The following is a 24,555-nucleotide window of genomic DNA, read 5'->3' on the forward strand; positions in this document are numbered from 1 at the left end:
GCCCGCCGCGACCGACCACTGACATGACCGCAACTCCTGATTCCGTTTCCCCGATCCTGCCCGGCGCGTGGCTGGGCATGGTCGGCGGTGGCCAGCTCGGCCGCATGTTCTGCTTTGCCGCCCAGGCGATGGGCTATCGCGTCGCCGTGCTCGATCCCGATCCGACGAGCCCCGCCGGCGCGGTCGCCGACCGCCACCTGCGCGCGGCCTACGACGACGAAGCCGCGCTCGCCGAGCTGGCCGACCTGTGCGACGCGGTGTCGACGGAGTTCGAGAACGTGCCGGCCGCGAGCCTCGATTTCCTCGCGCGCACGACCTTTGTCGCGCCGGCCGGCCGCTGCGTCGCGATCGCGCAGGACCGGATCGCGGAGAAGCGCTTCATCGAGGCGTCGGGCGTACCGGTCGCGCCGCACGTCGTGATCGAATCGTCGGCGGCGCTCGCCGCGCTCGACGATGCCGTGCTCGACGCGGTGCTGCCGGGCATCCTGAAGACGGCACGCCTCGGCTACGACGGCAAGGGCCAGGTGCGCGTGCGTACCGCGCAGGAAGCGCGCGACGCCCATGCGGCGCTCGGCGGCGTGCCGTGCGTGCTCGAGAAGCGCCTGCCGCTGAAATACGAAGTGTCGGCGCTGATCGCGCGCGGCGCGGACGGCCGCTCGGCCGCGTTCCCGCTCGCGCAGAACGCGCACCACAACGGCATCCTCGCGCTGACGGTGGTGCCCGCGCCGGCCGCCGATGCCGCGCGCGTCGAAGAGGCGCAGCAGGCGGCCGTGCGGATCGCCGATACGCTCGGCTACGTCGGCGTGCTGTGCGTCGAGTTCTTCGTGCTGGAAGACGGTTCGTTCGTCGCGAACGAGATGGCGCCGCGCCCGCACAACTCCGGCCACTACACGGTCGATGCGTGCGCAACGAGCCAGTTCGAGCAGCAGGTGCGCGCGATGACGCGCATGCCGCTCGGCAACCCGCGCCAGCATTCGCCGGCCGCGATGCTGAACATCCTCGGCGACGTGTGGTTCCCGAACGGTGCAGCGGCCGATGCCGTCACGCCGCCGTGGGACACGGTCGCGGCGATGCCGGCTGCGCACCTGCACCTGTACGGCAAGGAAGACGCGCGCGTCGGTCGCAAGATGGGGCACGTGAACTTCACGGCCCCGACGCGCGACGAAGCCGTCGCCGCGGCTACCGCGTGCGCGCAGCTGCTGCGCGTGCCGCTCGACTGAGGCGCCAGCCGATGTCCATCGATCTCCCGAACTCCGTGACGCCCGCGCAGATCGACGCGGCCGCCGCGCTGCTCGACGCGGGGCAACTCGTCGCGTTCCCGACCGAAACCGTCTACGGGCTCGGCGGCGACGCGGCGAATCCCGAAGCCGTCGCGCGCATCTATGCGGCGAAAGGGCGGCCGGCGAACCATCCGGTGATCGTGCACCTGCCGCCCGGCGGCGATCCGGGTTACTGGGCCGACGACCTGCCGGCCGATGCGCGGAAGCTGATCGATGCGTTCTGGCCCGGCCCGCTGACGCTGATCCTGAAGCGCCATGCGCGCATTCCGGACGCCGTGAGCGGCGGCCAGGATTCGGTCGGGCTGCGCTGCCCGTCGCATCCGGTCGCGCAGGCGCTGCTGGCGGCGTTCAGCGCGCGGCGCGGCGGCCACGGCGGCGTGGCCGCGCCGTCCGCGAACCGGTTCGGCCATGTGAGCCCGACGACCGCGCAGCACGTACGCGACGAATTCGGCGACACCGTGCATGTGCTCGACGGCGGCGCGTCCGAAGTCGGCATCGAATCGACGATCCTCGATCTGTCGCGCGGCTTCCCGGCGCTGCTGCGCCCGGGCCACGTGACGCCGCAGCAGATCGCCGACGTGCTCGGCCGCGCGCCGCGGCTGCCGGACGGCAGCGACGCGACCGCGCCGCGCGCGTCGGGCACGCTGAAGGCCCATTACGCGCCGCGCACGCCGCTCGCGCTGCTGCCGTTCGATGCGCTCGAGCCGCTGCTCGCGGCCGCGCAAACCGACGGCGAGCGCGTCGCGCTCGTCGCGCGCGCGTCGCGCGCGGGGCGCTGGGCGCAGGCCGACGGCGTGCATTTCATCGCCGCGCCGGAAGATCCGCAGGCCTACGCGCGCGACCTGTACGGGATGCTGCGTGCGCTCGACCGCGCGCAGGTCGCGCGCATTCTCGTCGAGAAGCTGCCCGACACCGTCGAATGGATTGCCGTCAACGATCGTCTCGGCCGTGCCGCGGCCGCGTTCGAAGCGCGCGACTGACGACCGGCGCAAGCCTCGGCCCATGAATGACAAACGCCCGACCGGCGAACCGGTCGGGCGTTTTTTTTGGGGAGATCGCGCCGGCTGCGCGTTGCGCGTGCCGGCCGGCGGCGGTCCGTTTATATGCCGCTTACTTGCCGACGCCCGAAGCCGCGATCTGCTTTTCCACGAACTGCGCGAACAGCGCGTGCAGGCGCGTCGTCGGGTGGACCGTGTCGGCGAACATGTAAGTCTGGTCCGCGTTCGGGACCGTGTAGGTCTGCGGCGAGCAGAACAGCGACGAGCCGAATGCGGTCGCGTTCGCGACGCCGTACTGCGTCGCGGCCTGGACCATCGCCTTCAGGTTGCACGCGGTGTCGGTGTTCGACACGTTGAAGCCGTTCGCCTGGTAGTTGGCCGCGATGCCGTCCTGCCACGTGAACGTGTCGAGCAGCGCGACCTTCGTCGTGTCGACCTTCAGCGCGGCCAGCGTGCCGGCGAGCGTCTTGTTGAACAGCCCCGACAGTTGCGTGAACGCGGCCTGCGTGCCGCCCTGCAGCGCGAGCGGCGTGCCGCCGATGTCCGGCACGTTCGACACGAACACGTGCGTTGCGCCTGCCGCGACGATCTGCTGGACGATCCCGCCGAGCTGCTGCGCGGCCAGGCCGATCGCCTGCGCCGCCGCGAGTTGCGCGGCCGGCGTGTTGCCTTGCGCCTGCGCGACCTGCGCCTGGTAGAAGATGTCGTTCGCGCCGCCGTTGACCAGCACGATCTGGCCTGCGTTGAAGCTGCCGTGCTGCGTCAGGTACTGCTTGACCTGGTCGGCGATCGGCGTCGTGGTCGCTTGCGCGAAGTCGGCGTTCGGCACGCTCGCGTCAGCATGGCCGATGCCCGGCTGCAGCGTCACGCGCGAGCCGCCCTGCGCGTAGCCGAGGCCGCCGGTGGCCTGCAGCGGAATGCCGAAGCCGCCCTGGTTCGCGGGCTGCAGCGTGTCGCCGTAGTACTGCGCGACGTTCTGCGTCCACACCTGGCCGGGGTTGGTCGTGAAGCGGCCGCCGCCGAAGCCGAGCTTGATCTGCGAATAGGTGCCGGCGTCGGACAGGCTGTCGCCGAACGACACGATCTGCATCTTCACGCCGGAAGGCGGCGTGTTCGACGCGCTGCTGCTGTTGTTGTCGTCACCGCCGCCGCACGCGGCGAGCAGCGCGAGCGCGGCGCCCGCGATCGCGACCTGCGCGGTGCGCAGCAGGCGTTGCCGGATATGCGACGGGAATTGTTGTTGTGACTGCATCGTTCGATCTCCTCGTAGATATGGCCTGATGTGTTTCTCATCTGCCGCGTGCCTGCTCGGAACCGGGCTGCGCGGCGGCCGTTGGCTGAAACGGTTATTGGTCGCGCGCAGCCGCAAGCGGCACGGTGCGCGGGTCCTGGTTCGCGGCCTCGACAACCTGCGCATGATAAGCGCTCGCCCATTCGGGCGGGCCGAAAATCGCGCGCAGCTTGTTGCGCCATCCGTCGACGCGCAACGCGTCGGCCGCCATCGACACCCACTCGTGGAACGTCGCGACGAGCGGGTTGTTCGAGCCGAGCCGCTCGACGATCCCGTACTGCGGCGGGTCGTCCGGCGTTTCCTCGACATAGCTGCCGAACAGGCGATCCCAGATCACCAGGACGCCTGCGTAATTGCGGTCGATGTAGCGCGGGTTGCGCGCATGGTGCGCGCGGTGGATCGACGGCGTGTTGAACACGTACTCGAGCCAGCCGAGCTTGCCGATCGCCTGCGTGTGCACGAAGAACTGGAACGCGAGGTTGATCAGCACGATGCCGACGACCTGTTGCGGCGGAAAGCCGGCGAACGCGAGCGGCAGCCAGAACACCCACATGCCCGCGACGGGGTACATCAGGCTCTGGCGGAACGCGGTCGAGAAATTCATCCGCTCGGACGAGTGGTGCACGACGTGCGCGGCCCACAGCCAGCGCACGCGATGGCTCGCGCGATGGAACACGTAGTAGAGGAAGTCCTGCGCGACGAACAGCACCGCGAACGACAGCCAGCCGTCGTGCCACGTGAACAGGCGATAGTGCCGGTAGCAGTACGCATAGACGGGGATCACGAAGAGCCACGCGATCTTGTCCGCGCCCTGGTGCATCAGCGCGAGCGCCGCATTGCACAGCGTGTCGCGCCACGCATAGACATGGTCCTGCGCACGTGTGCGGGCGAGGTGCCAGGCTTCCCACGCGATGCAGAGCAGGAAGACGGGCGCCAGCGCGAGCAGAAGCAATTCGACGTCGAATCGCATGGGCGTGTCTCCTCCTTTCCCCTGCAAGCCGTGAGGCCGGGCGCGTGGCCCGTTGTAGATATCGGTCAGGCCAACAGCCTACGCAATCGCCACGCGCTAGGCGAGGGGGCAGCGTAGAGGGTTCCCTCTGAGGACAGGGTTTCTACGGAAACCGCGCGGCGCGAGGCCGGGCGGTGCGGCCCCGTTTTACGGGCACGGCTGGCGTGCGATGCGTCGCGCATCGGTGGCGGTGGCCGTTTCAAACCGCGAACGGCGGGACTCCGTATGCGAGGCGGCGGGCCGCACGGGCTGCCCGCCAAGGCTGCCCGATGCGCGGTGCCGCCCCGTGGCCGTCGTACGTCGACCGAGGGGCGGGGATGCGCCGCGTCGCGGCGCGCGAGCCGTCAGTGCGCGCCCGCGTAGATCCATTCGAGCAGCGTGTCGTGCGCGGCGCGCGCGCCTTCCGCCTGGTCGTTGTTGATGAAGCTGACGACGACGTAGCTCTGGCCGTCGGCGCCGGCGACGTAGCCGGCGATCGCGCGCACGTCGCGCAGCGTGCCGGTCTTGATGTGCGCGTTGCCGAGCACGCCGGCGTTGGTGAGGCGGTTCTTCATCGTGCCGTCGATGCCGGCGATCGGCAGCGAATCGACGAACGCCTGCGCGACCGGGCTCGCGTTCGCTGCCTGCAGCAGCGCGGCGAGCGACAGCGCGCTCACGTGCTCTTCGCGCGACAGCCCCGAGCCGTTTTCGAGCGCGAGGTCCGGCATCGCGATGCCGTTCTTCTGCAGGAACGCCTGGATCGCGCGGCTCGACTGCTCGGGCGTCGCGGGCGGCTTGCCGCTGACCGCGCCGATCGTCAGGAACAGGTTGCGCGCCATCACGTTGTTGCTGAACTTGTTGATGTCGTAGACGATGCTGCCGAGCACCGGGCTGTGATGCACGGCGACCGGCCGCGCGGTGGTCGGCACCTTGCCTTCGCTCACGGGCCCCGCGATCGTGCCGCCGTCCTGCCGCCACAGCGCGAGGAAGCCGCGCGCGAAGAACGTCGTGTGATCGAGGATCGCGAGGTTGGTGGTGCGCGCGCCGCAGCGCAGCGGATAGTCGCCGGCGAACGACGCCGTCATCATCCCGGCGCCGGCCGTCAGCGTCGGGCGCGCGGCCGCGGCGGCCGCGCTGCACGAGCCCGTGCCTTCGACCAGCTGGTTGTCGATCGACAGGTCCGCGAGCGGCGGCAGCACGTCGACGGCCACCTTGCCGTCGTCGCCCGGCGTGACCGTGAACGACACGGCCTTGAACGCGTACAGCAGCGGATCGGGGCCGACGTTGTACGGCGCGCTCACGTCGTCGTCGAACGACGGCAGGTCGCGCGTCGACGCCGCGAAATAGCTCTTGTCGAGAACGAGGCCGCCGGCCACGCGCTTGATGCCGGCCTTGCGGATCTTGTCGACGAGGTCGATCAGTTCTTCGGGCACGAGCTTCGGATCGCCGGTGCCCTTGATGTACAGGTTGCCCTGCAGCGTGCCGTCGGGGTCGACCGTGCCGTCCGTGTAGGCGGTCGTGCGCCAGCGGAAGTCGGGGCCGAGGATCGACAGGCCCGAGAAGGTCGTGACGAGCTTCATCGTCGACGCCGGCAGCATCGGCCGGCTCGCATTCCACGCGATCAGCGGTTCCGGGTCGCCGACGCGTTCGACGACGACGCTCATCGCCGACGCCGGCACCTTCGCGCGCTGCAGCGCGACGAGCACGGATGCCGGCAGGCCGGCCGCACGCGCGGCGGGCGACACGACGGCGGTCTTGCGCGCTTCCTTGTGGAATTTCTTGCGGGCTTGCGCGGGCGGCGCGAAGGCCAGCGCGGTGCAGGTGGCGATGACGGCGGCTGCGCGCAGGCAGGCTTGAGCGCGGGGGGCGAACCGGGCGGAAAGGGCGGAAATCGGCATGGACGAATACGGGTAAGCAGGGGCTCGGGCGGCGCGTGCGTCGCGCGCAAGCGCACATTGTAGAGACAAGTGGGCAAATGCCCGCCGAAATCGCGTGTCGTGCCGCATTGAGGCATCACTTTGCGGCGCGCATGCCGCGCACGCGATTCGCGGCGCTACAATGATCGGCGTGTTTCACCCGACCCATGGATGCCTGTCCCGATGCGGATTCTGCTTGTCGAAGACGACCGAATGATTGCCGAGGGCGTGCGCAAGGCGCTGCGCTCGGACGGCTTTGCGGTCGACTGGGTGCAGGACGGCGACGCGGCGCTCACGGCGCTCGGCGGCGAGACGTACGACCTGCTGCTGCTCGACCTCGGCCTGCCGAAGCGCGACGGCACCGACGTGCTGCGCACGCTGCGTGCACGCGGGTTGTCGCTGCCGGTGCTGATCGTCACCGCGCGCGACGCCATCGCCGATCGCGTGAAGGGCCTCGACGCGGGCGCCGACGATTACCTCGTCAAGCCGTTCGACCTCGACGAACTCGGTGCGCGGATGCGCGCGCTGATCCGCCGCCAGGCCGGGCGCAGCGAGTCGCTGATCCGCCACGGCGCGCTGACGCTCGATCCCGCGTCGCACCAGGTCACGCTCGACGGCGCGCCCGTCGCACTGTCCGCGCGCGAGTTCGCGTTGCTCGAGGCGCTGCTCGCGCGGCCCGGCGCGGTGCTGTCGAAGAGCCAGCTCGAGGAAAAGATGTACGGCTGGGGCGAGGAGATCGGCAGCAACACGGTCGAGGTCTACATCCACGCACTGCGCAAGAAGCTCGGCTCGGACCTGATCCGCAACGTGCGCGGGCTCGGCTACATGGTCGTCAAGGAAAGCTGACGCGTGAGGTCGATTCGTCATCAATTGCTGATCTGGCTGCTCGCGATCGTCGTCGCCGGCGTCGGCCTCGCAGGCTGGCTGATCTACCGGCAGGCGCTCGCCGAGGCGAACGAGCTGTTCGACTACCAGTTGCAGGAAATCGCCGCGGCGCTGCCGTCCGAGCCGTTCTCGCAGGTGTTCGGCTCGCGGACCAACGGCGACGAAGGCATCGTGATCCAGATCTGGAACCGCAACGGCGTGCTGATGTACTTCTCGCATCCGCGCGCGCCGATCGCGCCGCGCGCGGAGCTCGGCTTCTCGACCGAGCGCACCGATCGCGGCGAATGGCGCGTGTACGGCGCGATCGTCGGCGACAACGTCGTGCAGCTCGCGCAGCCGCTGTCGGTGCGCAACCGGCTCGCGGCGAACGTCGCGCTGCGCACGCTGTGGCCGCTGATCGTGCTGCTGCCGTTCCTCGGCGCGGCCGTGTGGGTGATCGTCGGGCGCGGGCTGGCGCCGCTCGGCCGCGTGACGCGCGCGGTCGAGGCGCGCCGGCCGGAAGCGCTCGATCCGCTGCCCGACGAGCGTCTGCCGCTCGAGGTGCAGCCGCTCGTGCGCGCGCTGAACGGGCTGCTCGCGCGGCTGTCGGCCGCGCTCGACACGCAGAAGGCGTTCGTGGCCGACGCCGCGCACGAACTGCGCACGCCGCTCGCGGCCGTGCAGATCCAGGCGCAGCTCGTCGCCCGCGCGAAGGACGACGCGTCGCGCCGCGAGGCGGTCGCGGATCTCCAGGACGGCGTCACGCGCGCGACGCGCCTCGCGGAGCAGTTGCTCGCGCTTGCCCGCGCCGAGCCGGACGGTGCGACGATGCGCGAGCCGGTCGACCTGCAGGCGCTGCTGGCCGAATGCGTGGCCGCGCATGCGCCGCTCGCGCAGCGGCGCGACATCGATCTCGGCTTCGAGGAGACGCGCGCGGCGAGCGTCGTCGCGGATGTCGGCGCGCTGCGCGTGATGTTCGGCAACCTGCTCGACAACGCGGTGAAGTACACGCCGGACGGCGGCCGCATCGACGTGTCGCTGACCTCCGACGCGGCCGGCCGCGCGTGCGTCCAGATCGGCGACAGCGGGCCCGGCATCCCGGCCGACGAGCGCGAGCGGGTGTTCGACCGCTTCTACCGCGACAGCTCCGCGCGGGCGCGTGCCGACTTGTCGGGCAGCGGGCTCGGGCTCGCGATCGTCAAGCGCGTGGCGGCGCAGCAGGGCGCGACGGTGTCGCTCGGCGACGCGGCCGCGGGCGGCCTGCTCGTCAGCGTCGTGTTCCGCGACGCCGAGATGCCGGCCGAGGCGCCGCCGCAGTCCGAATCCGTGTGAAGAACGCTGTCGGACGGGCCTTGCCGGCCCGCTTAAGCGCCGCTTAAGGCTGATTAAGCCTCCTTTAAGTCAGGGTCGTTACGCTGCGTCCTAACAAAGAGGAGGTCCTACGATGAACACCCGATTCCTTGCGCGCGGCGCCGTCGCAGTCGCCGTGGCGGCCGCCCTGTCGGCCGGTTACGTTGCCGGCACCCGCCGCGCCGATCCGCAGATCATCACGCCCGCGCGGGCGGCCGCGCTGATGCCGGCCGAGGCGGCCGCGAAGACCGGCATCCCCGATTTCTCCGGGCTCGTCGAGACCTACGGCCCGGCGGTCGTGAACATCAGCGCGAAGCACGTCGTGAAGCAGGTGGCGCGGCGCGTGCCGCAGCCGCAGCTGCCGATCGATCCGAGCGACCCGTTCTACCAGTTCTTCAAGCACTTCTACGGCCAGGTGCCGGGCATGGGCGGCGACGCGCAGCCGGACGACCAGCCGAGCGCGAGCCTCGGTTCCGGGTTCGTCATCAGCTCCGACGGGTACATCCTCACCAATGCGCACGTGATCGACGGCGCGAACGTCGTCACGGTCAGGCTGACCGACAAGCGCGAATACAAGGCGAAGGTCGTCGGCTCGGACAAGCAGTCCGACGTCGCGGTGCTGAAGATCGACGCGAGCGGGCTGCCGACCGTGAAGATCGGCGATCCGGCGCAGAGCAAGGTCGGCCAGTGGGTCGTCGCGATCGGTTCGCCGTACGGCTTCGACAACACGGTCACGTCGGGCATCATCAGCGCGAAGTCGCGCGCGCTGCCGGACGAGAACTACACGCCGTTCATCCAGACCGACGTGCCGGTGAACCCCGGCAACTCGGGCGGCCCGCTGTTCAACCTGCAGGGCGAGGTGATCGGCATCAACTCGATGATCTACTCGCAGACGGGCGGCTTCCAGGGCCTGTCGTTCGCGATCCCGATCAACGAGGCGATCAAGGTGAAGGACGAACTCGTGAAGACGGGCCACGTGAGCCGCGGCCGCCTCGGCGTCGCCGTGCAGGGGCTGAACCAGACGCTCGCGAGTTCGTTCGGGCTGCAGAAGCCGGACGGCGCGCTCGTCAGCTCCGTCGATTCGAACGGCCCGGCCGCGAAGGCGGGCCTGCAGCCGGGCGACGTGATCCTGTCGGTCAACGGCTCGCCGGTCGCCGATTCGACGTCGCTGCCCGCGCAGATCGCGAACCTGAAGCCGGGTACGAAGGCCGACCTGCAGATCTGGCGCGACAAGTCGAAGAAGTCGATCAGCGTGACGCTCGGCGCGATGGCCGATGCAAAACTCGCGTCGAACGACGGCGGGCCGGTCGAGCAGGGCCGCCTGGGCGTCGCGGTGCGTCCGCTGTCGCCGCAGGAGCGCAGCGCCAGCAACCTGTCGCACGGGCTGATCGTGCAGCAGGCCGGCGGGCCGGCCGCCAACGCGGGCATCCAGCCCGGCGACGTGATCCTCGCGGTCAACGGCCGCCCGGTCACGAGCCCCGAGCAGTTGCGCGACGCGGTGAAGGGCGCGGGCAACAGTCTTGCTCTGCTGATCCAGCGCGATAATGCACAGATCTTCGTGCCGGTCGACCTGAGCTGACCGGCGACGGCCGACGGCCGGCCAGGCCGGCCGCGGCGGGCGCCGTCGTCCGACCCCGTGGCGTGGCGCCCCGTATGTGTTCCGACCCAAAGGAGAGAGCCATGCAATATCTACGCAACGTGTCCCGATTTGCCGTCGCCGCGGCGTTGGCCGCCGGCCTCGCAGCCGGCGCGACCGGCGCGTACGCGCAGTCGGACGGCTTGCCCGCCGCGCGCCAGCAGGGCGACGTCACCTTCGTGTCCGGCGGCATCGGGCTGGACGAATCGACGGCGTTCCAGCGCAACGAGGCGAAGTGGCCGCTGGCGCTGCGCTTCACCGGCAAGGGCGGCGAATTCCTGGCCGACGTCCATGTGCGGATCGTCGACGGCAAGGGTGCCGAAGTGCTGAAAACCGACACGCGCGGGCCGTACATGCTCGTGCAGGTGCCGCCGGGGCGCTATACGGTGCAGGCGTCGTACCAGGGTAGCGACGAATCCCGTACCGTCACGGTCGGCGCGAAGGGCGGCGCGAAAGCCGCGTTCCAGTGGAGCGCGCAGTAGCCCGCCGCACGCAGCCCCCGCCCGGGTTGCGCAATCGGACGAAGTTTCGCCCATAATGAAAGCCACGGCACTCGTGCCGTGGCTTTTTTCGTTTCCTGTCACCGGCCTGCCTGCCGGGCCGCCCGAAGGAGAAACGATGTCAGACGCCGCCGCCCCTCACGTTGAAATCGTGCCCAACCGCCATCGCGTGCGCGTGATCCACCGCGGCATCACGTATGCCGATTCGCACGGCGTGCTGACCGTGCGGGAAGCGGGGCTGCCGGACGTCCATTACCTGCCGCGCGGCGACGTCAACATGCGCAGGCTCGTGAAGTCGGGCGTGACGAGCGCCTGCCCGTTCAGGGGCGAAGCCGTGCATTTCGACTTGCAGACGGAAGACGGCGTGATCGAGAACGCTGCATGGAGTTACGAGGAACCGAAGGCGGCCGCTGCCGCGCTTGCGCACTACGTCGCCTTCGATGTCGCACGGATCGACAGTCTCGTCGAGACGTCCTGATGCGGCGCGCGTTCATCGGGGAGACATCATGGAACTGAACGACACGTTACGCGTCCCGCTCGCGCCGCCTGTCGTGCGGGAGGCCTTCGAGGATCCCGCATTGCTGCGGGCGAGCTTCGACCATTGCGAATCGTTCGTGAAGCTCGCGCACGGCGAGTTCGCGCTGACGATCACGGTGCCGCTCGGCCCGCTGCGCGCACGCTACGACGTGCGTGCGCATGCGGCCGGCGAGCAGGGCGATGCGGAAGGGCGGCCGCGCCGCGTGATCAATTTCAAGGCGCGGGCCGACGGCCTCGGCGCGCTGCGCGGCCAGGTCGAACTGGTGCTGCTGCCCGATGACGAGGCGAACGCCACAAGCATCGAGTACGTGGTCTGGGCGACGGCGAGCGGGCCGCTCGTCGAGTTGCCGGCGCGGCAGATCGAGAATGCGCTGCGCGAGTGGACCGACGATTTCTTCCGCGAGTTCTGCGCGGTCGTGCAGGCGAAGCACGGCCTCGCGCCGAATCGCGCGAACCCGGCCGCACAGCGGCGCCAGCATGTGTTCCTGCGGCCGGCGTCGCTGATGGCCGCGACGAAGCGTCCGCTGCCGCCGCACGCTGGCGGCGCGCCGACCGGGCGTGCGGCCAGCGTGCTTCATCATCGTGCTGCCGGCACGGTGCCCGTCTGGGCATGGGCGGCGATGATCGTGTTCGTCGCGCTGCTGCTTTATGCGGCGCGCTGGATCAACGGCGGCTGAGCGGCCGAGCCGCTGAACCCCGCCGGTTTCGCTTCACGGCCCGCCCGCCTCCGCGCGCGGCGAGCATCACTGCCTCGCATCGGCGCCGGCTCCGGCGCCGCGGAATTCCCTTCGATACGCAGACGGCGACGTGCCGAGCGCGCCCGCGAAATGCTGGCGCAGCGACACGCTCGACCCGTAGCCGGCCGCCTGCGCGATCGCGTCGATCGATTGCCCGGTGGTTTCCAGCAGATGCTGCGCGCGCGCGAGCCGCTCGGCCTGCAGCCACGCGGTGACGGTCGTGCCGGTCGCCTGGCGGAAGTGGCGCGTGAACGTGCGCCGGCTCATCAGCACGCGTTCGGCGAGCGAATCGACGCTGTGCGCGGCGTCGAGGTGCGCGCGCACCCAGTCGAGCAGGCCCGCGAGCCGCGCATCGCGCGGGTGCGCGGCGACCGGCTGCGGCACGTACTGGGCCTGCCCGCCCTGGCGGTGCGGCGGGATCACGAGGCGGCGCGCGATCCGGTTCGCGGCATCCGAGCCGAAGCGCCGCCGCACGACGTGCAGGCAGCAGTCGAGCCCGGCGGCCGTGCCGGCCGACGTCATCAGGTTGCCGTCGTCCACGTACAGCACGTCGGGATCGAGCTTCACGCGCGGAAAGCGTTGTGCGAAGTCGTCGGCCCACGCCCAGTGCGTGGTGGCCGGGCGGCCGTCGAGCAGGCCGGCCGCGGCGAGCACGTACGCGCCGAGGCACAGCCCGACGAGCTGCGCGCCGCGTGCGGCGACCGCGCGCACCGCGTCGAGCAGCTCGTCGGGCGGCGCTTCGTCCGGGTCGCGCCACGCCGGCACGATGACGATGTCCGCGTCGTCGAGTGCGTCGAGCCCGTACGGCGCGGTGATCGTGAAGCCGCCCGTCGTCGCGAGCGGGCCGCGCTCGGCCGAGCAGACGCGAAACTCGAACGCCGGCGATGCGACCGCGTCGCGCTCCTTGCCGAACACGACGGACGGCACCGACAGGTGGAACGGGCTGATGCCGTCGTATGCGATCACGGCGACGACGGTCGGGGCAGGCGAGGCGGGTGACGCGACGGCGGTCATGACGGGCTCCGGAATGGCGATGGCCCGATTTTATCGAAGAATGGCTATCGGGCCACTGTCCGCACGGGCGATGCGGTCCGACAATGCATCGCATCGCGCCGCTGGCCGCCTCGTTCCGGGGCGGGGCCGCGCGTCAGGACCAGGAGCCATTCATGTCGAACACCGCCTCGCATACCACCTCCCGCCGCGCGCTGATCGTGATCGACGTCCAGAACGAATACGTGACGGGCAACCTGCCGATCGAGTATCCGCCGCTCGACGTGTCGCTCGCGAACATCGGCCGCGCGATCGACGCCGCGCATGCGGCCGGCGTGCCGGTGATCGTCGTCCAGCACGTCGCGCCGGCCGGCGCGCCGATCTTCGCGCCCGGCACCGACGGTGTCGCGCTGCACGCAGTCGTCGCCGGCCGGCCGTACGCGCACCTGATCGAGAAGGCGCAGGCGAGCTCGTTCGCCGGGACCGATCTTGCCGCATGGCTCGACGCGCACGGGGTCGACACGCTCGCGGTGGCCGGCTACATGACGCACAACTGCAATGCGTCGACGGTCTATCACGCGGCGCACGCGGGACTGAACGTCGAGTATCTCGAGGATGCGACGGGCGCGTTGCCGTACGAGAACGAAGCGGGCGCGGCGAGCGCCGAAGAGATTCACCGCGCGTACACGGTGGTGTTCCAGTCGAATTTCGCGGCCGTGATGTCGACCGACGCGTGGATCGCCGGGCTGGCCGGCGCGCCGATGCCGAAGCGCGATTCGGTAGCCGCGTCGAACCGGCGGGCACGCGCGCATCGCGCGAAGGCGGCCTGAGCCTGGCGGGGAGACGGAGGCGGGCAAGCGCATTGCCGCGACTGTTGCGCGGCCCGGCCCGGCTCGCCGATCGATGAAAATGAAACGGCGCGCGGGCGGCCGCCGTGCCGTCAGTCTTTTTCCTTCAGCATCGCCGGGCTGTAGCGCAGCATGTCGAAGCAGCCGTCGACGAGCTTTTCCGCATGCTGCTCGGCGTCGATCTCGTCGGGCAGCATCAGCATGTCGCGCACGAAGCCGCTGACGAGCGTGTGCAGCATCAGCGTCGCGCGCCACGTATCGAGCCGCTCGGGCAGCAGCTTGAGCCGCACGGCGCCCGCGAGATCGGCGTCGATCGTGTGCAGCGCCTCGCTCATCCCCGCGCGGTTGCGCTGCAGCAGCGGCTCCATGTCCGCGACGTATTCGCACTTCATGAACAGGATGCTGAACACGCGCCGCAACTGCGAGTCGCGCTGCACGCCGAGCAGGCACCAGATCAGGATCTTGCGGATCTTCTCGAGCGGATTGCCGCCCGGTGCATCGAGCGGCATCCGCTTCAGCTCGTCGATCGGCAGGAACACGCGGTCGAACATCGCGTCGAACAGCTCGCTCTTGTTCGCGAAATGCCAGTAGATCGCGCCGCGCGTGACGCCGGCGTGGTGGGCGATGTCCGCGAGCGACGTGTGCGACACGCCCTTCTCGAAGAACACGTGTTCGGCGGCATCGAGAATGCGATTGCGCGTCTCGAGCGCCTCCTCCTTGGTACGTCTGACCATGTGCAGGCCTGATTGGATCGATCGTAGGTGAATATAGGGTCCGCAACCCTCGTTGCCGTCATGCGGATTGGCTATGCTTGCGACGGGTAATAATTCGTAAGACTGGACAGTCGGCGCGATACAAACGGGCTTTTTACATACATTCGTGAATGTATATACAATACCACCCTACGATCGAATGACCCAAGTGGCAATCAGTTAATATCCCACTCTGCTGATTCCCGCCCCAAGTACCATCCGCAGTTCGCGGCATCCCGTCGGCATGGAGGTTTCGTGCCGACGTGCTGTATCCAGCAGTCCAGTAATTCAGGTGTTCGATCTGCGCCGCGAGGCGCATCCGTGTTGCGCTCCCGCCGGGTGCTGCACTTATTCCATTGGTTACACACAGAGGTCGCTCCATGCGCGTCGAACGGGTTCCATACCGCTTGATCACTGTCGCGGCAGCCGCGGTTTTCCTGGCTGCCTGCGGAAAAAAAGAATCGGCACCGCCGCCGCAAACGCCGGAAGTCGGCGTCGTCACCGTCCAGCCGCAAGCCGTACCGGTCTTCAGCGAGCTGCCCGGCCGCACCAGCGCGTTCCTCGTCGCGCAGGTCCGCGCGCGGGTCGACGGCATCGTGCTGCGCCGTGAATTCACCGAAGGCACCGACGTCAAGGCCGGCCAGCGTCTGTACAAGATCGATCCGGCGCCGTATATCGCCGCGCTGAACAGCGCGAAGGCGACGCTCGCGAAGGCGCAGGCGAACCTCGCCACGCAGAACGCGCTGGTCGCGCGCTACAAGGTGCTGGTGGCCGCGAACGCGGTCAGCAAGCAGGACTACGACAACGCGGTGGCCACGCAAGGGCAGGCCGCGGCGGACGTCGCGTCCGGCAAGGCGGCGGTCGACACCGCGCAGATCAACCTCGGCTACACCGACGTGGTCTCGCCGATCACCGGCCGCGTCGGCATTTCGCAAGTGACGCCGGGCGCGTACGTGCAGGCGAGCCAGGCGACGCTGATGTCGACGGTGCAGCAGCTCGACCCGGTGTATGTCGACCTCACGCAGTCGAGCCTCGAAGGCCTGAAGCTGCGCCAGGACGTGCAGAGCGGCCGCCTGAAGACGAGCGGCCCGGGCGCGGCGAAGGTGTCGCTGATCCTCGAGGACGGCAAGACCTATGCGGAGCCGGGCAAGCTGCAGTTCTCGGACGTGACGGTCGACCAGGCCACCGGCTCGGTGACGATCCGTGCGGTCTTCCCGAACCCGGGCAAGGTGCTGCTGCCGGGGATGTTCGTGCGCGCCCGGATCGAGCAGGGCGTGAACGAGAACGCGTTCCTGGTGCCGCAGATCGGCGTCACGCATGACCAGAAGGGCCAGGCGATCGCGATGGTGGTGAACGCCGGCAACAAGGTCGAGCCGCGTCCGCTGAAGACGACGGGCATGCAGGGCCAGAACTGGATCGTCGAAGGCGGTCTGCAAGCGGGCGATCACGTGATCGTGCAGGGCGGCGAGAAGGTACGCCCGGGTGCGACCGTGAAGTCGGTACCGGCGCAGCTCGCACCGGCGGCCGATGCCGCATCGGGCGCCGCCGCCGCAACCGCCGCACCGGCTGCCGCCGGTTCCGGCGCCGCCGCCGCTTCCGGTGCCGCCGCATCGGGCGCCGCGCCGGCGAGTGCTGCCGCTGCTTCGAGCGCGCAATAACAGGGAGCCTGTTTCATGGCAAAGTTTTTTATCGATCGCCCGATCTTCGCGTGGGTGATCGCCATCATCCTGATGCTGGCCGGGGTCGCGGCGATCTTCACGCTGCCGATCTCGCAGTATCCGACGATCGCGCCGCCATCGATCCAGATCACCGCGAACTACCCGGGTGCTTCCGCGAAGACGGTGGAAGACACGGTGACGCAGGTGATCGAGCAGCAGATGAGCGGTCTCGACAACTTCCTGTACATGTCGTCGACGAGTGACGACTCGGGCAACGCGACGATCACGCTGACCTTCGCGCCGGGCACCAACGCCGACATCGCGCAGGTCCAGGTGCAGAACAAGCTGTCGCTCGCGACGCCGGTTCTGCCGCAGGTCGTGCAGCAGCTCGGCCTGTCGGTGACGAAGTCGAGCAGCAGCTTCCTGCTGGTGCTCGCCTTCAACTCCGAAGACGGCAGCATGAACAAGTACGACCTCGCGAACTTCGTGGCGTCGCACGTGAAGGATCCGATCAGCCGGTTGAACGGCGTCGGTACCGTCACGCTGTTCGGCTCGCAGTACGCGATGCGGATCTGGCTCGACCCGAACCGCCTGACGAACTACGGCCTCACGCCGGTCGACGTGAGCTCGGCGATCACCGCGCAGAACGTGCAGATCGCGGGCGGCCAGATCGGCGGCACGCCGGCGAAGCCGGGCACCGTGCTGCAGGCGACGATCACCGAATCGACGCTGCTGCAGACGCCCGAGCAGTTCGGCAACATCCTGCTGAAGGTCAACCAGGACGGCTCGCAGGTGCGCCTGAAGGACGTCGCGAAGCTTGAGCTCGGCGGCGAGAACTACAACTTCGACACGAAGTACAACGGTCAGCCGACCGCGGCACTCGGTATCCAGCTCGCGACCAACGCGAACGCGCTCGCGACCGCGAAGGCCGTGCGCGCGAAGATCGACGAGCTGGCACCGTTCTTCCCGCACGGCCTCGTCGTGAAGTATCCGTACGACACGACGCCGTTCGTGAAGCTGTCGATCGAGGAAGTGGTCAAGACGCTGCTCGAAGGTATCGTGCTGGTGTTCCTCGTGATGTATCTGTTCCTGCAGAACCTGCGGGCGACGATCATCCCGACGATCGCGGTGCCGGTCGTGCTGCTCGGTACGTTCGCAGTCATGTCGCTGGTGGGCTTCTCGATCAACACGCTGTCGATGTTCGGCCTCGTGCTCGCGATCGGCCTGCTGGTCGACGATGCGATCGTGGTGGTCGAGAACGTCGAGCGCGTGATGGCGGAAGAGGGCCTGTCACCGAAGGAGGCAACCCGCAAGGCGATGGGCCAGATCACCGGCGCACTCGTCGGCATCGCGCTCGTGCTGTCGGCCGTGTTCGTGCCGGTCGCGTTCTCCGGCGGTTCGGTCGGCGCGATCTATCGCCAGTTCTCGCTGACGATCGTGACGGCGATGGTGCTGTCGGTGCTCGTCGCGTTGATTCTGACGCCGGCACTGTGCGCGACGATCCTGAAGCCGATCCCGCAAGGGCATCACGAAGAGAAGAAGGGTTTCTTCGGCTGGTTCAACCGCACGTTCAACAACAGCCGCGACAAGTACCACGTCGGCGTGCACCACGTGATCAAGCGCTCGGGCCGCTGGCTCATCATCTACCTGGCCGTGATCGTCGGGGTCGGCCTGCTGTTCGTGCGCTTGCCGAAGTCGTTCCTGCCCGATGAAGACCAGGGCCTGATGTTCGTGATCGTGCAGACGCCGTCGGGTTCGACGCAGGAAACGACCGCGAAGACGCTGGCGAACATTTCCGACTACCTGCTGAAGGACGAGAAGGAAATCGTCGAATCGGCGTTCACGGTGAACGGCTTCAGCTTCGCGGGTCGCGGCCAGAACTCCGGTCTCGTGTTCGTGCGCCTGAAGGACTACTCGCAGCGTCAGCATGCGAACCAGAAGGTGCAGGCACTGATCGGCCGGATGTTCGGGCGCTATGCGGGCTACAAGGACGCGATCGTGATCCCGTTCAACCCGCCGTCGATTCCTGAACTCGGTACGGCCGCCGGCTTCGACTTCGAGCTGACGGACAATGCCGGTCTCGGCCACGATGCGCTGATGGCCGCGCGCAACCAGTTGCTCGGGATGGCCTCGAAGGATCCGACGCTGCAGGGCGTGCGCCCGAACGGCCTGAACGACACGCCGCAGTACAAGGTCGACATCGACCGCGAGAAGGCGAATGCGCTCGGCGTGACGGCGGATGCGATCGACCAGACGTTCTCGATCGCGTGGGCGTCGAAGTACGTGAACAACTTCCTCGACACCGATGGCCGGATCAAGAAGGTCTACGTGCAGGCCGATGCGCCGTTCCGGATGACGCCGGAGGACATGAACATCTGGTACGTGCGCAACGGGTCGGGCGGGATGGTGCCGTTCAGCGCGTTCGCGACCGGTCACTGGACCTACGGTTCGCCGAAGCTCGAGCGTTATAACGGCATCTCGGCGATGGAAATCCAGGGTCAGGCCGCACCGGGCAAGTCGACCGGTCAGGCGATGACCGCGATGGAAGGGCTCGCGAAGAAGCTGCCGGTCGGTATCGGCTATTCGTGGACCGGCCTGTCGTTCCAGGAAATCCAGTCCGGTTCGCAGGCGCCGATCCTGTACGCGATCTCGATCCTCGTCGTGTTCCTGTGTCTCGCGGCGCTGTATGAAAGCTGGTCGATCCCGTTCTCGGTGATCATGGTGGTGCCGCTCGGCGTAATCGGTGCACTGCTCGCGGCGACGATGCGCGGCCTCGAGAACGATGTGTACTTCCAGGTCGGCCTGTTGACCACCGTGGGCTTGTCGGCGAAGAACGCGATCCTGATCGTCGAGTTCGCGCGCGAGTTGCAGGTGACGGAGAAGATGGGGCCGGTCGAGGCCGCACTGGAAGCGGCGCGCCAGCGGCTGCGCCCGATCCTGATGACGTCGATGGCGTTCATTCTCGGCGTGATGCCGCTCGCGATCAGCAACGGCGCGGGCTCGGGGAGCCAGCACGCGATCGGCACGGGCGTGATCGGCGGGATGATCACGGCGACGTTCCTCGCGATCTTCCTGATCCCGATGTTCTTCGTGAAGGTCCGCGCGATCTTCAGCGGCGAACGGGAAGATGCCGACGAGGCATTGCGCCTGGCTCAGGAGCACGCGAAGCACGAAGAGAAGCCGGGCAACGGCGACGAAGGCAACAAGGGACAGTGATGATGCAAAAACACGCTTTGACTGCAATCGCGGTCGCGCTCTTTGCCACGGGCTGCACGATGGCGCCGCATTACAAGCGGCCCGACGCACCCGTTGCGCAGGCGTACCCGGCCGGCGGCGTCTACGCGACGCAGCCGGGCGCTGCCGGCGCGCGCAGCGCGAACGGCCAGGCGGCGACCGCCATCGGCTGGCGCGAATTCTTCGTCGATCCGCGCCTGCAGCGGCTGATCGAGATCGCGCTGAAGAACAACCGCGACCTGCGCGTGTCGGTGCTGAACATCGAGGCGGCGCGCGCGCAGTACCAGATCACGCGCGCGGGCCTGTTCCCGACGCTCGACGGCACCGGTACGGGCAGCATCCAGCGGTTCCCGGCCGGCGTGTCGTCGACGGGGCAGCCGCTGATCTCGCGCACCTACAACGTCGGGCTTTCCGCGTCGTGGGAGCTCGACCTGTTCGGCCGCGTGCAGAGCCTGAAGGATCAGGCGCTCGCGCAGTACCTGTCGACCGCATACGCGCGGCAGGCGTCGGAAATCTCGCTGGTGTCGCAGGTGGCTGACCAGTACCTGACGCTGCTGTCGACCGACGATCTGCTGAAGGTCACGGAGAACACGCTGAAGTCCGCTCAGGCGTCGTACGACCTGACGAAGCTGCAGTTCGACAACGGCACGGGCTCCGAGCTCGAGCTGCGTCAGTCGCAGACGGTGGTCGAGACGGCGCTCGCGAACCAGCAGGCGCAGGCGCGTGCGCGTGCGCAGGCGCTGAACGCGCTGGTGCTGCTGATCGGCGAGCCGCTGCCGGACGACCTGCCGCCGGGCATGCCGCTCGACGCGCAGAACCTGCTGACGGACGTGCCGGCCGGGTTGCCGTCGGACCTGCTGACGCGCCGTCCGGACGTGATGCAGGCCGAGCAGACGCTGCTGGCCGCGAACGCGAACATCGGTGCGGCACGCGCGGCGTTCTTCCCGAAGATCTCGCTGACCGCGGCATTCGGCACCGCGAGCCCGACGCTCGGCGGCCTGTTCAAGGCCGGTACGGCGGCGTGGTCGTTTGCGCCGAGTATTGCGCTGCCGATCTTCGAGGGCGGTTCGAACATCGCCAATCTCGATCTCGCGCACGTGCAGAAGCGCATCGAGATCGCGAACTACGAGAAGGCGATCCAGTCGGCATTCCGCGAAGTGTCGGACGGGCTGGCCGCACGCGGCACGTACGACCAGCAGATCGCCGCGCTGGAGCGCAACGAGCACGCGCAGCAGCGTCGTTTCGACCTGTCGGACCTGCGCTACAAGAACGGCGTCGACAGCTACCTGTCGGTGCTGACCGCGCAGACGGACCTGTACTCGGCGCAGCAGACGCTCATCAGCGCGCGCCTGGCGCGCTGGACGAACCTGGTCGACCTGTACCGCGCACTGGGCGGCGGCTGGACCCAGCGGGCCGGCGAGACGCCGCGCGCGCCGGATGAGCCGGTCGACTACGACAAGGCGGCCGCCCCGGCGCCCGCGTCGGCAGCGGCAACCAACGGGTAAGCGCGAAGCAGCGCGGGAGCGGGCAACCGCTCCTGTCCGTCGAACCGGCGGTATGTGGAAACGACAACGCCACGGACGAAAGTCCGTGGCGTTTTTTCATTACCGCGTTGCGCCGTCGTCCGGCGCGGCGCGATCAGTGGTGCACGTCGGCGGGGCGCCCGTCGAAGTCGTGTCCGGCGCGGCGGATGTCGCAGCGCGCATCCTTTTCGCCTTTCACGCCGTTGAACACGATGTTCAGGATCACGGCCGTGGCCGATGCCAGCAGGATGCCGCTGTGCAGGATCGGTGCGAGCGCGGGCGGCAGCTTCGAGAAGAAGTGCGGCGACACGACCGGCACGAGGCCCATGCCGACGCTCACGGCGACGATGAACAGGTTGTGGCTGTTGTTCACGAAATCGACCTTCGACAGCACCTTGATGCCGTTCGCGGCCACCATCCCGAACATCACGATGCCCGCGCCGCCGAGCACGAACGGCGGCACCGACGCGACGACCTGCGCCATCTTCGGGAACAGGCCGAGCATCACGAGGATCACGCCGCCCGTCGCGCACACGAACCGGCTCTTCACGCCCGTCACGCCGATCAGGCCGACGTTCTGCGAGAACGACGTATGCGGGAACGAGTTGAAGATGCCGCCGATCAGCGTGCCGAGGCCGTCGACGCGCAGGCCGCGCACCAGGCGATCCTGGTCGACCGGACGATCGACCATGTCGCCGACCGCGAGGAACATGCCGGTCGATTCGATGAACGTGACGAACATCACGGTGACCATCGTCGCGATCGACAGCGGGTCGAAATGCGGCCAGCCGAAGTGGAACGGCATCACGAAGCCGACCCACGGCGCGAGCGACACGCCTTCGGTGTTCACGCGGCCGAGGATGAACGCGATCACGAAGCCGGCGACGATGCCGAGCAGCACCGAGATGTTCGCGATGAAGCCGCGGCCGAACTTGTTGATCAGCAGGATCAGCGTGAGCACGAGCAGCGACAGGCCGAGATAGACCGGGCTGCCGTATTCGGGGTTGCCGACGCCGCCGGCGGCCCAGTTGATGCCGACCTCCATCAGCGACAGCCCGATCACGGCAATCACGGTGCCGACGACCACCGGCGGGAAGAACCGCAACAGCTTGCCGATCGTCGGCGCCAGCACGATGCCGATGATGCCGGCCGCGATGGTCGAGCCGAAGATGTCGAGAATGCCGAGGCCGGGGTTCGTACCGATCGCGATCATCGGGCCGACGGCCGCGAACGTGCAGCCCATGATGACGGGCAGGCGGATCCCGAAGATCCACAGGCCCAGCGTCTGGATCAGCGTGGCGATGCCGCACGAAAACAGATCGGCGCTGATCAGGAACGCGATCTGGTCTTTCGGCAGCTTGAGCGCGCCGCCGACGATAAGCGGCACGGCGACGGCGCCGGCGTACATGACGAGGACGTGTTGCAGGCCAAGCGTTACCAGCTTGCCGGTCGGCAGCACCTCATCGCACGGATGGACCGTGTTCGATTGCATCTGTCTCACTCCATGATCTTGTTTTCGGGGTGATACGAAGTTATGCGGAATGAATCCACGCAACAAGAGCGCTGGGTTCTATTCCGTGCTTTGCTGGTTCGATATGCCATTTCGGCATGAAACAGGGTGTCGATCATCGGGAAACTGCCGCAGGAGTGAGGTTCCCCGGTTTTATAGCCCTTCAAAATAGCGCCGGCCCCCATGTCAAATATCGGCCGCTTTATGGTGTGTATCGGCGCGGCCGCATAGTGGCAAAAAGGGGTGTCGGAAAACCGCGCCGGGTTAACCCGCGAACGGCCGCTTTTGCACGCAAGGTGCAGCCCGGCGAAACCCGGCTGCCGACTGCGGCTTCCGTGCATCGCATTGCGCTGCGGTGACCGCAAAAGCCGGGGCGAGTATCGCGATCCCGTTATCATCGACATCCGTTCATTCGAATTCACCGTCACGTCATGCGCCTGCTCGGAATCGACCTCGGCACCGGCTCCGTCAAACTCGTCACGCTCGATGCCGATGGCGTCGAGCGCGCGGTCGCGAGCGAACCTTATGCGTTGTCGTCGCCGCGGCCCGGCTGGGCCGAGATCGCGCCCGACGCGTGGTGGCAGGCGCTCGTGCGCGCGGCCGCGCGCCTGCCGGCCGGCGAGCGCGCGCAGGTCGCGGCGATCGGCTTCTCGGGGCAAATGCATGGCGTCGTGCTGATCGACGCGGCCGGGCAGCCGGTGCGGCCCGCGCTGCTGTGGCCCGACACGCGCGCGGTGCGCGAAGCGGACGCGTCCGATTGGTCCGTCGCCGGATCGCCCGCCGCCGGATTGCCCGTCGCCCCGAACCCCGTTGCGCCGGGCATGGCAGGCCCGCTGTTGCGCTGGCTGGCCGAGCACGAACCCGATGCGCTGCGCGCCGCGCGCTGGGCCGTGCAGCCGAAGGACTGGTTGCGCATCGTGCTCGGCGGCGACGTCGCGGCCGATCCGAGCGATGCGTGCGCGACCGCGCTCGCGACGCCCGACGGTGCATGGGATACGGCATTGATCGCAGCGCTCGGCCTGCCGGCCGACCGGTTCGCGCCGGTCCTTGCGTCGACTGCGCGCTGCGGTACGCTCGGTGCGCAGGCGGCCGCGGCGCTCGGCCTGCCGGCCGGCGTGCCGCTGGCGACGGGCGCGGCCGACACCGCATGCGCGGCGCTCGGCAGCGGGCTCGCCGCGGCCGGCGACGCGCTGCTGACGACGGGCAGCGGCGGCCAGATCGTCGTGCTCGCGGACGCGCTGCCGCCTGCGCGGCGCGGGCTGCATCGCTATCGCGCCGCGGCCGGCGGCGGTTATTACACGATGGCCGCGATGCAGAACGTCGGGCTCGCGCTCGAAGCCGTGCGCGGCTGGCTCGGCTATTCGGGATGGGCGGATGCGTACGACGACGCGTTCGCGCAACCGGCGTCGGAACGGCTGTGCTTCCTGCCCTACCTGACCGGGGAGCGTTCGCCGTGGATGAACCCCGATGCGCGCGGCGGCTGGCTCGGTCTCGGGCTCGGCGACACGCGCGGCGCGATGATGCGTGCCGCGTTCGAAGGCGTCGCGTTCGCGTTGCGCGCGGGGCTCGATGCGATCCGCGATGCGGATCGTCGCGACCCGGTGACGACGCTGCGTCTCGCGGGCGGCGGCTCGGTCGATCCGCGCTGGCGCCAGTTGCTCGCCGACGCGCTCGGCGCGTCGCTGCACGCGATCGATTGCCCGAACGCCGCGACGCGCGGCGCCGCGCTGCTCGCGGGCGTCGCGATCGGACACTGGCGCGAAGATGCGTTGCGCGCGCTGGCGCCGGCCGCGTCGCCGGTCGCCGCGCCGCGCGACGACCGCCTGCTGGCCGCGCGCCACGCCCGCTTCATCGATCTGTATGCGCGCACGGATGCATGGTTCACGACGGGCGTTTAAACTCGAACACTTGTTCTTTTGCGTCAGCGATGACGCATCGTGGCA

At 68.8% G+C, this 24,555-nt stretch carries 19 protein-coding genes; 13 read left to right on the forward strand and 6 right to left on the reverse strand.

Annotated features, from left to right (window positions below):
- Nucleotides 1-23 precede the first annotated feature (23 nt).
- The gene (locus KVT39_RS19145; protein ID WP_217589989.1) at nt 24-1,220 is read left to right on the forward strand and encodes a 5-(carboxyamino)imidazole ribonucleotide synthase; all 1,197 of its coding nucleotides are present in this window, start codon (nt 24-26) and stop codon (nt 1,218-1,220) included.
- An 11-nt stretch (nt 1,221-1,231) separates the two neighbouring features.
- A complete protein-coding gene (locus tag KVT39_RS19150; protein ID WP_105390035.1) occupies nt 1,232-2,260 on the forward strand; it encodes an L-threonylcarbamoyladenylate synthase in 1,029 nt (342 codons plus the stop codon).
- A 130-nt stretch (nt 2,261-2,390) separates the two neighbouring features.
- Here the strand turns inward: KVT39_RS19150 and KVT39_RS19155 are convergent, their stop codons facing one another.
- The 3 genes from KVT39_RS19155 to dacB all read right to left on the reverse strand — a co-directional run bounded on the left by KVT39_RS19155 (nt 2,391) and on the right by dacB (nt 6,455).
- Nucleotides 2,391-3,530: an SGNH/GDSL hydrolase family protein gene (locus tag KVT39_RS19155; protein ID WP_034178912.1), complete on the reverse strand. Its 1,140-nt coding sequence runs from the start codon at nt 3,528-3,530 to the stop codon at nt 2,391-2,393.
- A gap of 94 nt (nt 3,531-3,624) precedes the next feature.
- A complete protein-coding gene (locus KVT39_RS19160; RefSeq protein ID WP_034178911.1) occupies nt 3,625-4,539 on the reverse strand; it encodes a sterol desaturase family protein in 915 nt (304 codons plus the stop codon).
- A 383-nt stretch (nt 4,540-4,922) separates the two neighbouring features.
- A complete protein-coding gene (dacB, locus tag KVT39_RS19165) occupies nt 4,923-6,455 on the reverse strand; it encodes a D-alanyl-D-alanine carboxypeptidase/D-alanyl-D-alanine-endopeptidase (RefSeq protein WP_217589990.1) in 1,533 nt (510 codons plus the stop codon).
- Nucleotides 6,456-6,656: 201 nt separating this feature from the next.
- Here dacB and KVT39_RS19170 point away from each other — a divergent pair, with 201 nt between their 5' ends.
- The 6 genes from KVT39_RS19170 to KVT39_RS19195 all read left to right on the forward strand — a co-directional run bounded on the left by KVT39_RS19170 (nt 6,657) and on the right by KVT39_RS19195 (nt 12,037).
- Entirely contained in the window at nt 6,657-7,319 is a 663-nt protein-coding gene (locus KVT39_RS19170; RefSeq protein WP_034178909.1) for a response regulator, read from the forward strand.
- A gap of 3 nt (nt 7,320-7,322) precedes the next feature.
- The gene (locus KVT39_RS19175; protein ID WP_034178908.1) at nt 7,323-8,669 is read left to right on the forward strand and encodes an ATP-binding protein; all 1,347 of its coding nucleotides are present in this window, start codon (nt 7,323-7,325) and stop codon (nt 8,667-8,669) included.
- A gap of 112 nt (nt 8,670-8,781) precedes the next feature.
- Nucleotides 8,782-10,266 carry a DegQ family serine endoprotease gene (locus tag KVT39_RS19180; RefSeq protein ID WP_217589991.1) on the forward strand — a complete coding sequence of 495 codons (1,485 nt, stop codon included), beginning with the start codon at nt 8,782-8,784 and terminating at the stop codon, nt 10,264-10,266.
- 101 nt (nt 10,267-10,367) lie between these two features.
- Nucleotides 10,368-10,805 (forward strand): carboxypeptidase-like regulatory domain-containing protein, encoded by a 438-nt coding sequence (locus tag KVT39_RS19185; RefSeq protein WP_034178906.1) that lies wholly within the window; start codon nt 10,368-10,370, stop codon nt 10,803-10,805.
- Nucleotides 10,806-10,941: 136 nt separating this feature from the next.
- A complete protein-coding gene (locus tag KVT39_RS19190) occupies nt 10,942-11,301 on the forward strand; it encodes a DUF427 domain-containing protein (protein ID WP_034179415.1) in 360 nt (119 codons plus the stop codon).
- A gap of 28 nt (nt 11,302-11,329) precedes the next feature.
- The gene (locus KVT39_RS19195) at nt 11,330-12,037 is read left to right on the forward strand and encodes a CoxG family protein (protein WP_217589992.1); all 708 of its coding nucleotides are present in this window, start codon (nt 11,330-11,332) and stop codon (nt 12,035-12,037) included.
- Between the two features lie 66 nt (nt 12,038-12,103).
- Here KVT39_RS19195 and KVT39_RS19200 read toward each other — a convergent pair whose 3' ends face one another.
- Nucleotides 12,104-13,111: a helix-turn-helix domain-containing protein gene (locus KVT39_RS19200; protein ID WP_217589993.1), complete on the reverse strand. Its 1,008-nt coding sequence runs from the start codon at nt 13,109-13,111 to the stop codon at nt 12,104-12,106.
- 152 nt (nt 13,112-13,263) lie between these two features.
- Here KVT39_RS19200 and KVT39_RS19205 point away from each other — a divergent pair, with 152 nt between their 5' ends.
- On the forward strand, nt 13,264-13,917 hold the full coding sequence (locus KVT39_RS19205) for a cysteine hydrolase family protein (protein ID WP_217589994.1): 654 nt from the start codon (nt 13,264-13,266) through the stop codon (nt 13,915-13,917).
- 110 nt (nt 13,918-14,027) lie between these two features.
- Here the strand turns inward: KVT39_RS19205 and KVT39_RS19210 are convergent, their stop codons facing one another.
- Nucleotides 14,028-14,669 carry a TetR family transcriptional regulator gene (locus KVT39_RS19210; protein ID WP_217589995.1) on the reverse strand — a complete coding sequence of 214 codons (642 nt, stop codon included), beginning with the start codon at nt 14,667-14,669 and terminating at the stop codon, nt 14,028-14,030.
- A gap of 398 nt (nt 14,670-15,067) precedes the next feature.
- Between KVT39_RS19210 and KVT39_RS19215 the strand changes: the two genes are divergently transcribed.
- From KVT39_RS19215 to KVT39_RS19225, 3 genes are read left to right on the forward strand one after another with little or no spacing between them, the layout of a single operon-like run.
- Nucleotides 15,068-16,345: an efflux RND transporter periplasmic adaptor subunit gene (locus KVT39_RS19215; protein WP_034178902.1), complete on the forward strand. Its 1,278-nt coding sequence runs from the start codon at nt 15,068-15,070 to the stop codon at nt 16,343-16,345.
- A gap of 15 nt (nt 16,346-16,360) precedes the next feature.
- Nucleotides 16,361-19,561: an efflux RND transporter permease subunit gene (locus KVT39_RS19220; RefSeq protein ID WP_105390039.1), complete on the forward strand. Its 3,201-nt coding sequence runs from the start codon at nt 16,361-16,363 to the stop codon at nt 19,559-19,561.
- Nucleotides 19,561-21,084, forward strand: a complete 1,524-nt coding sequence (locus tag KVT39_RS19225; protein ID WP_175748923.1) for an efflux transporter outer membrane subunit — start codon at nt 19,561-19,563, stop codon at nt 21,082-21,084. Before KVT39_RS19220 ends, KVT39_RS19225 begins: the two co-directional genes overlap by 1 nt.
- Before the next feature lie 133 nt (nt 21,085-21,217).
- On the opposite strand, the gene KVT39_RS19230 is transcribed toward KVT39_RS19225, so the two are convergent.
- Nucleotides 21,218-22,594 carry a nucleobase:cation symporter-2 family protein gene (locus KVT39_RS19230; protein ID WP_034178899.1) on the reverse strand — a complete coding sequence of 459 codons (1,377 nt, stop codon included), beginning with the start codon at nt 22,592-22,594 and terminating at the stop codon, nt 21,218-21,220.
- A 449-nt stretch (nt 22,595-23,043) separates the two neighbouring features.
- Here KVT39_RS19230 and KVT39_RS19235 point away from each other — a divergent pair, with 449 nt between their 5' ends.
- Nucleotides 23,044-24,510 (forward strand): xylulokinase, encoded by a 1,467-nt coding sequence (locus KVT39_RS19235; RefSeq protein ID WP_217589996.1) that lies wholly within the window; start codon nt 23,044-23,046, stop codon nt 24,508-24,510.
- The last annotated feature ends 45 nt before the right edge of the window (nt 24,511-24,555 follow it).

Source organism: Burkholderia sp. GbtcB21 (assembly GCF_019091065.1).
In the GTDB taxonomy this organism is placed as follows: Bacteria; Pseudomonadota; Gammaproteobacteria; order Burkholderiales; family Burkholderiaceae; genus Burkholderia; species Burkholderia pyrrocinia_C.

Excerpts from the sequence above, each read along its gene's own strand:
- KVT39_RS19230 (WP_034178899.1), bottom strand. The coding sequence starts at position 22,594 with ATGCAATCGAACACGGTCCATCCGTGCGATGAGGTGCTGCCGACCGGC.
- KVT39_RS19210 (WP_217589995.1), bottom strand. The coding sequence starts at position 14,669 with ATGGTCAGACGTACCAAGGAGGAGGCGCTCGAGACGCGCAATCGCATT.
- KVT39_RS19155 (WP_034178912.1), bottom strand. The coding sequence starts at position 3,530 with ATGCAGTCACAACAACAATTCCCGTCGCATATCCGGCAACGCCTGCTG.
- KVT39_RS19205 (WP_217589994.1), top strand. The coding sequence starts at position 13,264 with ATGTCGAACACCGCCTCGCATACCACCTCCCGCCGCGCGCTGATCGTG.
- KVT39_RS19195 (WP_217589992.1), top strand. The coding sequence starts at position 11,330 with ATGGAACTGAACGACACGTTACGCGTCCCGCTCGCGCCGCCTGTCGTG.
- KVT39_RS19220 (WP_105390039.1), top strand. The coding sequence starts at position 16,361 with ATGGCAAAGTTTTTTATCGATCGCCCGATCTTCGCGTGGGTGATCGCC.
- KVT39_RS19180 (WP_217589991.1), top strand. The coding sequence starts at position 8,782 with ATGAACACCCGATTCCTTGCGCGCGGCGCCGTCGCAGTCGCCGTGGCG.
- KVT39_RS19200 (WP_217589993.1), bottom strand. The coding sequence starts at position 13,111 with ATGACCGCCGTCGCGTCACCCGCCTCGCCTGCCCCGACCGTCGTCGCC.
- KVT39_RS19215 (WP_034178902.1), top strand. The coding sequence starts at position 15,068 with ATGCGCGTCGAACGGGTTCCATACCGCTTGATCACTGTCGCGGCAGCC.
- dacB (WP_217589990.1), bottom strand. The coding sequence starts at position 6,455 with ATGCCGATTTCCGCCCTTTCCGCCCGGTTCGCCCCCCGCGCTCAAGCC.
- KVT39_RS19190 (WP_034179415.1), top strand. The coding sequence starts at position 10,942 with ATGTCAGACGCCGCCGCCCCTCACGTTGAAATCGTGCCCAACCGCCAT.
- KVT39_RS19145 (WP_217589989.1), top strand. The coding sequence starts at position 24 with ATGACCGCAACTCCTGATTCCGTTTCCCCGATCCTGCCCGGCGCGTGG.
- KVT39_RS19225 (WP_175748923.1), top strand. The coding sequence starts at position 19,561 with ATGATGCAAAAACACGCTTTGACTGCAATCGCGGTCGCGCTCTTTGCC.
- KVT39_RS19235 (WP_217589996.1), top strand. The coding sequence starts at position 23,044 with ATGCGCCTGCTCGGAATCGACCTCGGCACCGGCTCCGTCAAACTCGTC.
- KVT39_RS19185 (WP_034178906.1), top strand. The coding sequence starts at position 10,368 with ATGCAATATCTACGCAACGTGTCCCGATTTGCCGTCGCCGCGGCGTTG.
- KVT39_RS19170 (WP_034178909.1), top strand. The coding sequence starts at position 6,657 with ATGCGGATTCTGCTTGTCGAAGACGACCGAATGATTGCCGAGGGCGTG.
- KVT39_RS19150 (WP_105390035.1), top strand. The coding sequence starts at position 1,232 with ATGTCCATCGATCTCCCGAACTCCGTGACGCCCGCGCAGATCGACGCG.
- KVT39_RS19160 (WP_034178911.1), bottom strand. The coding sequence starts at position 4,539 with ATGCGATTCGACGTCGAATTGCTTCTGCTCGCGCTGGCGCCCGTCTTC.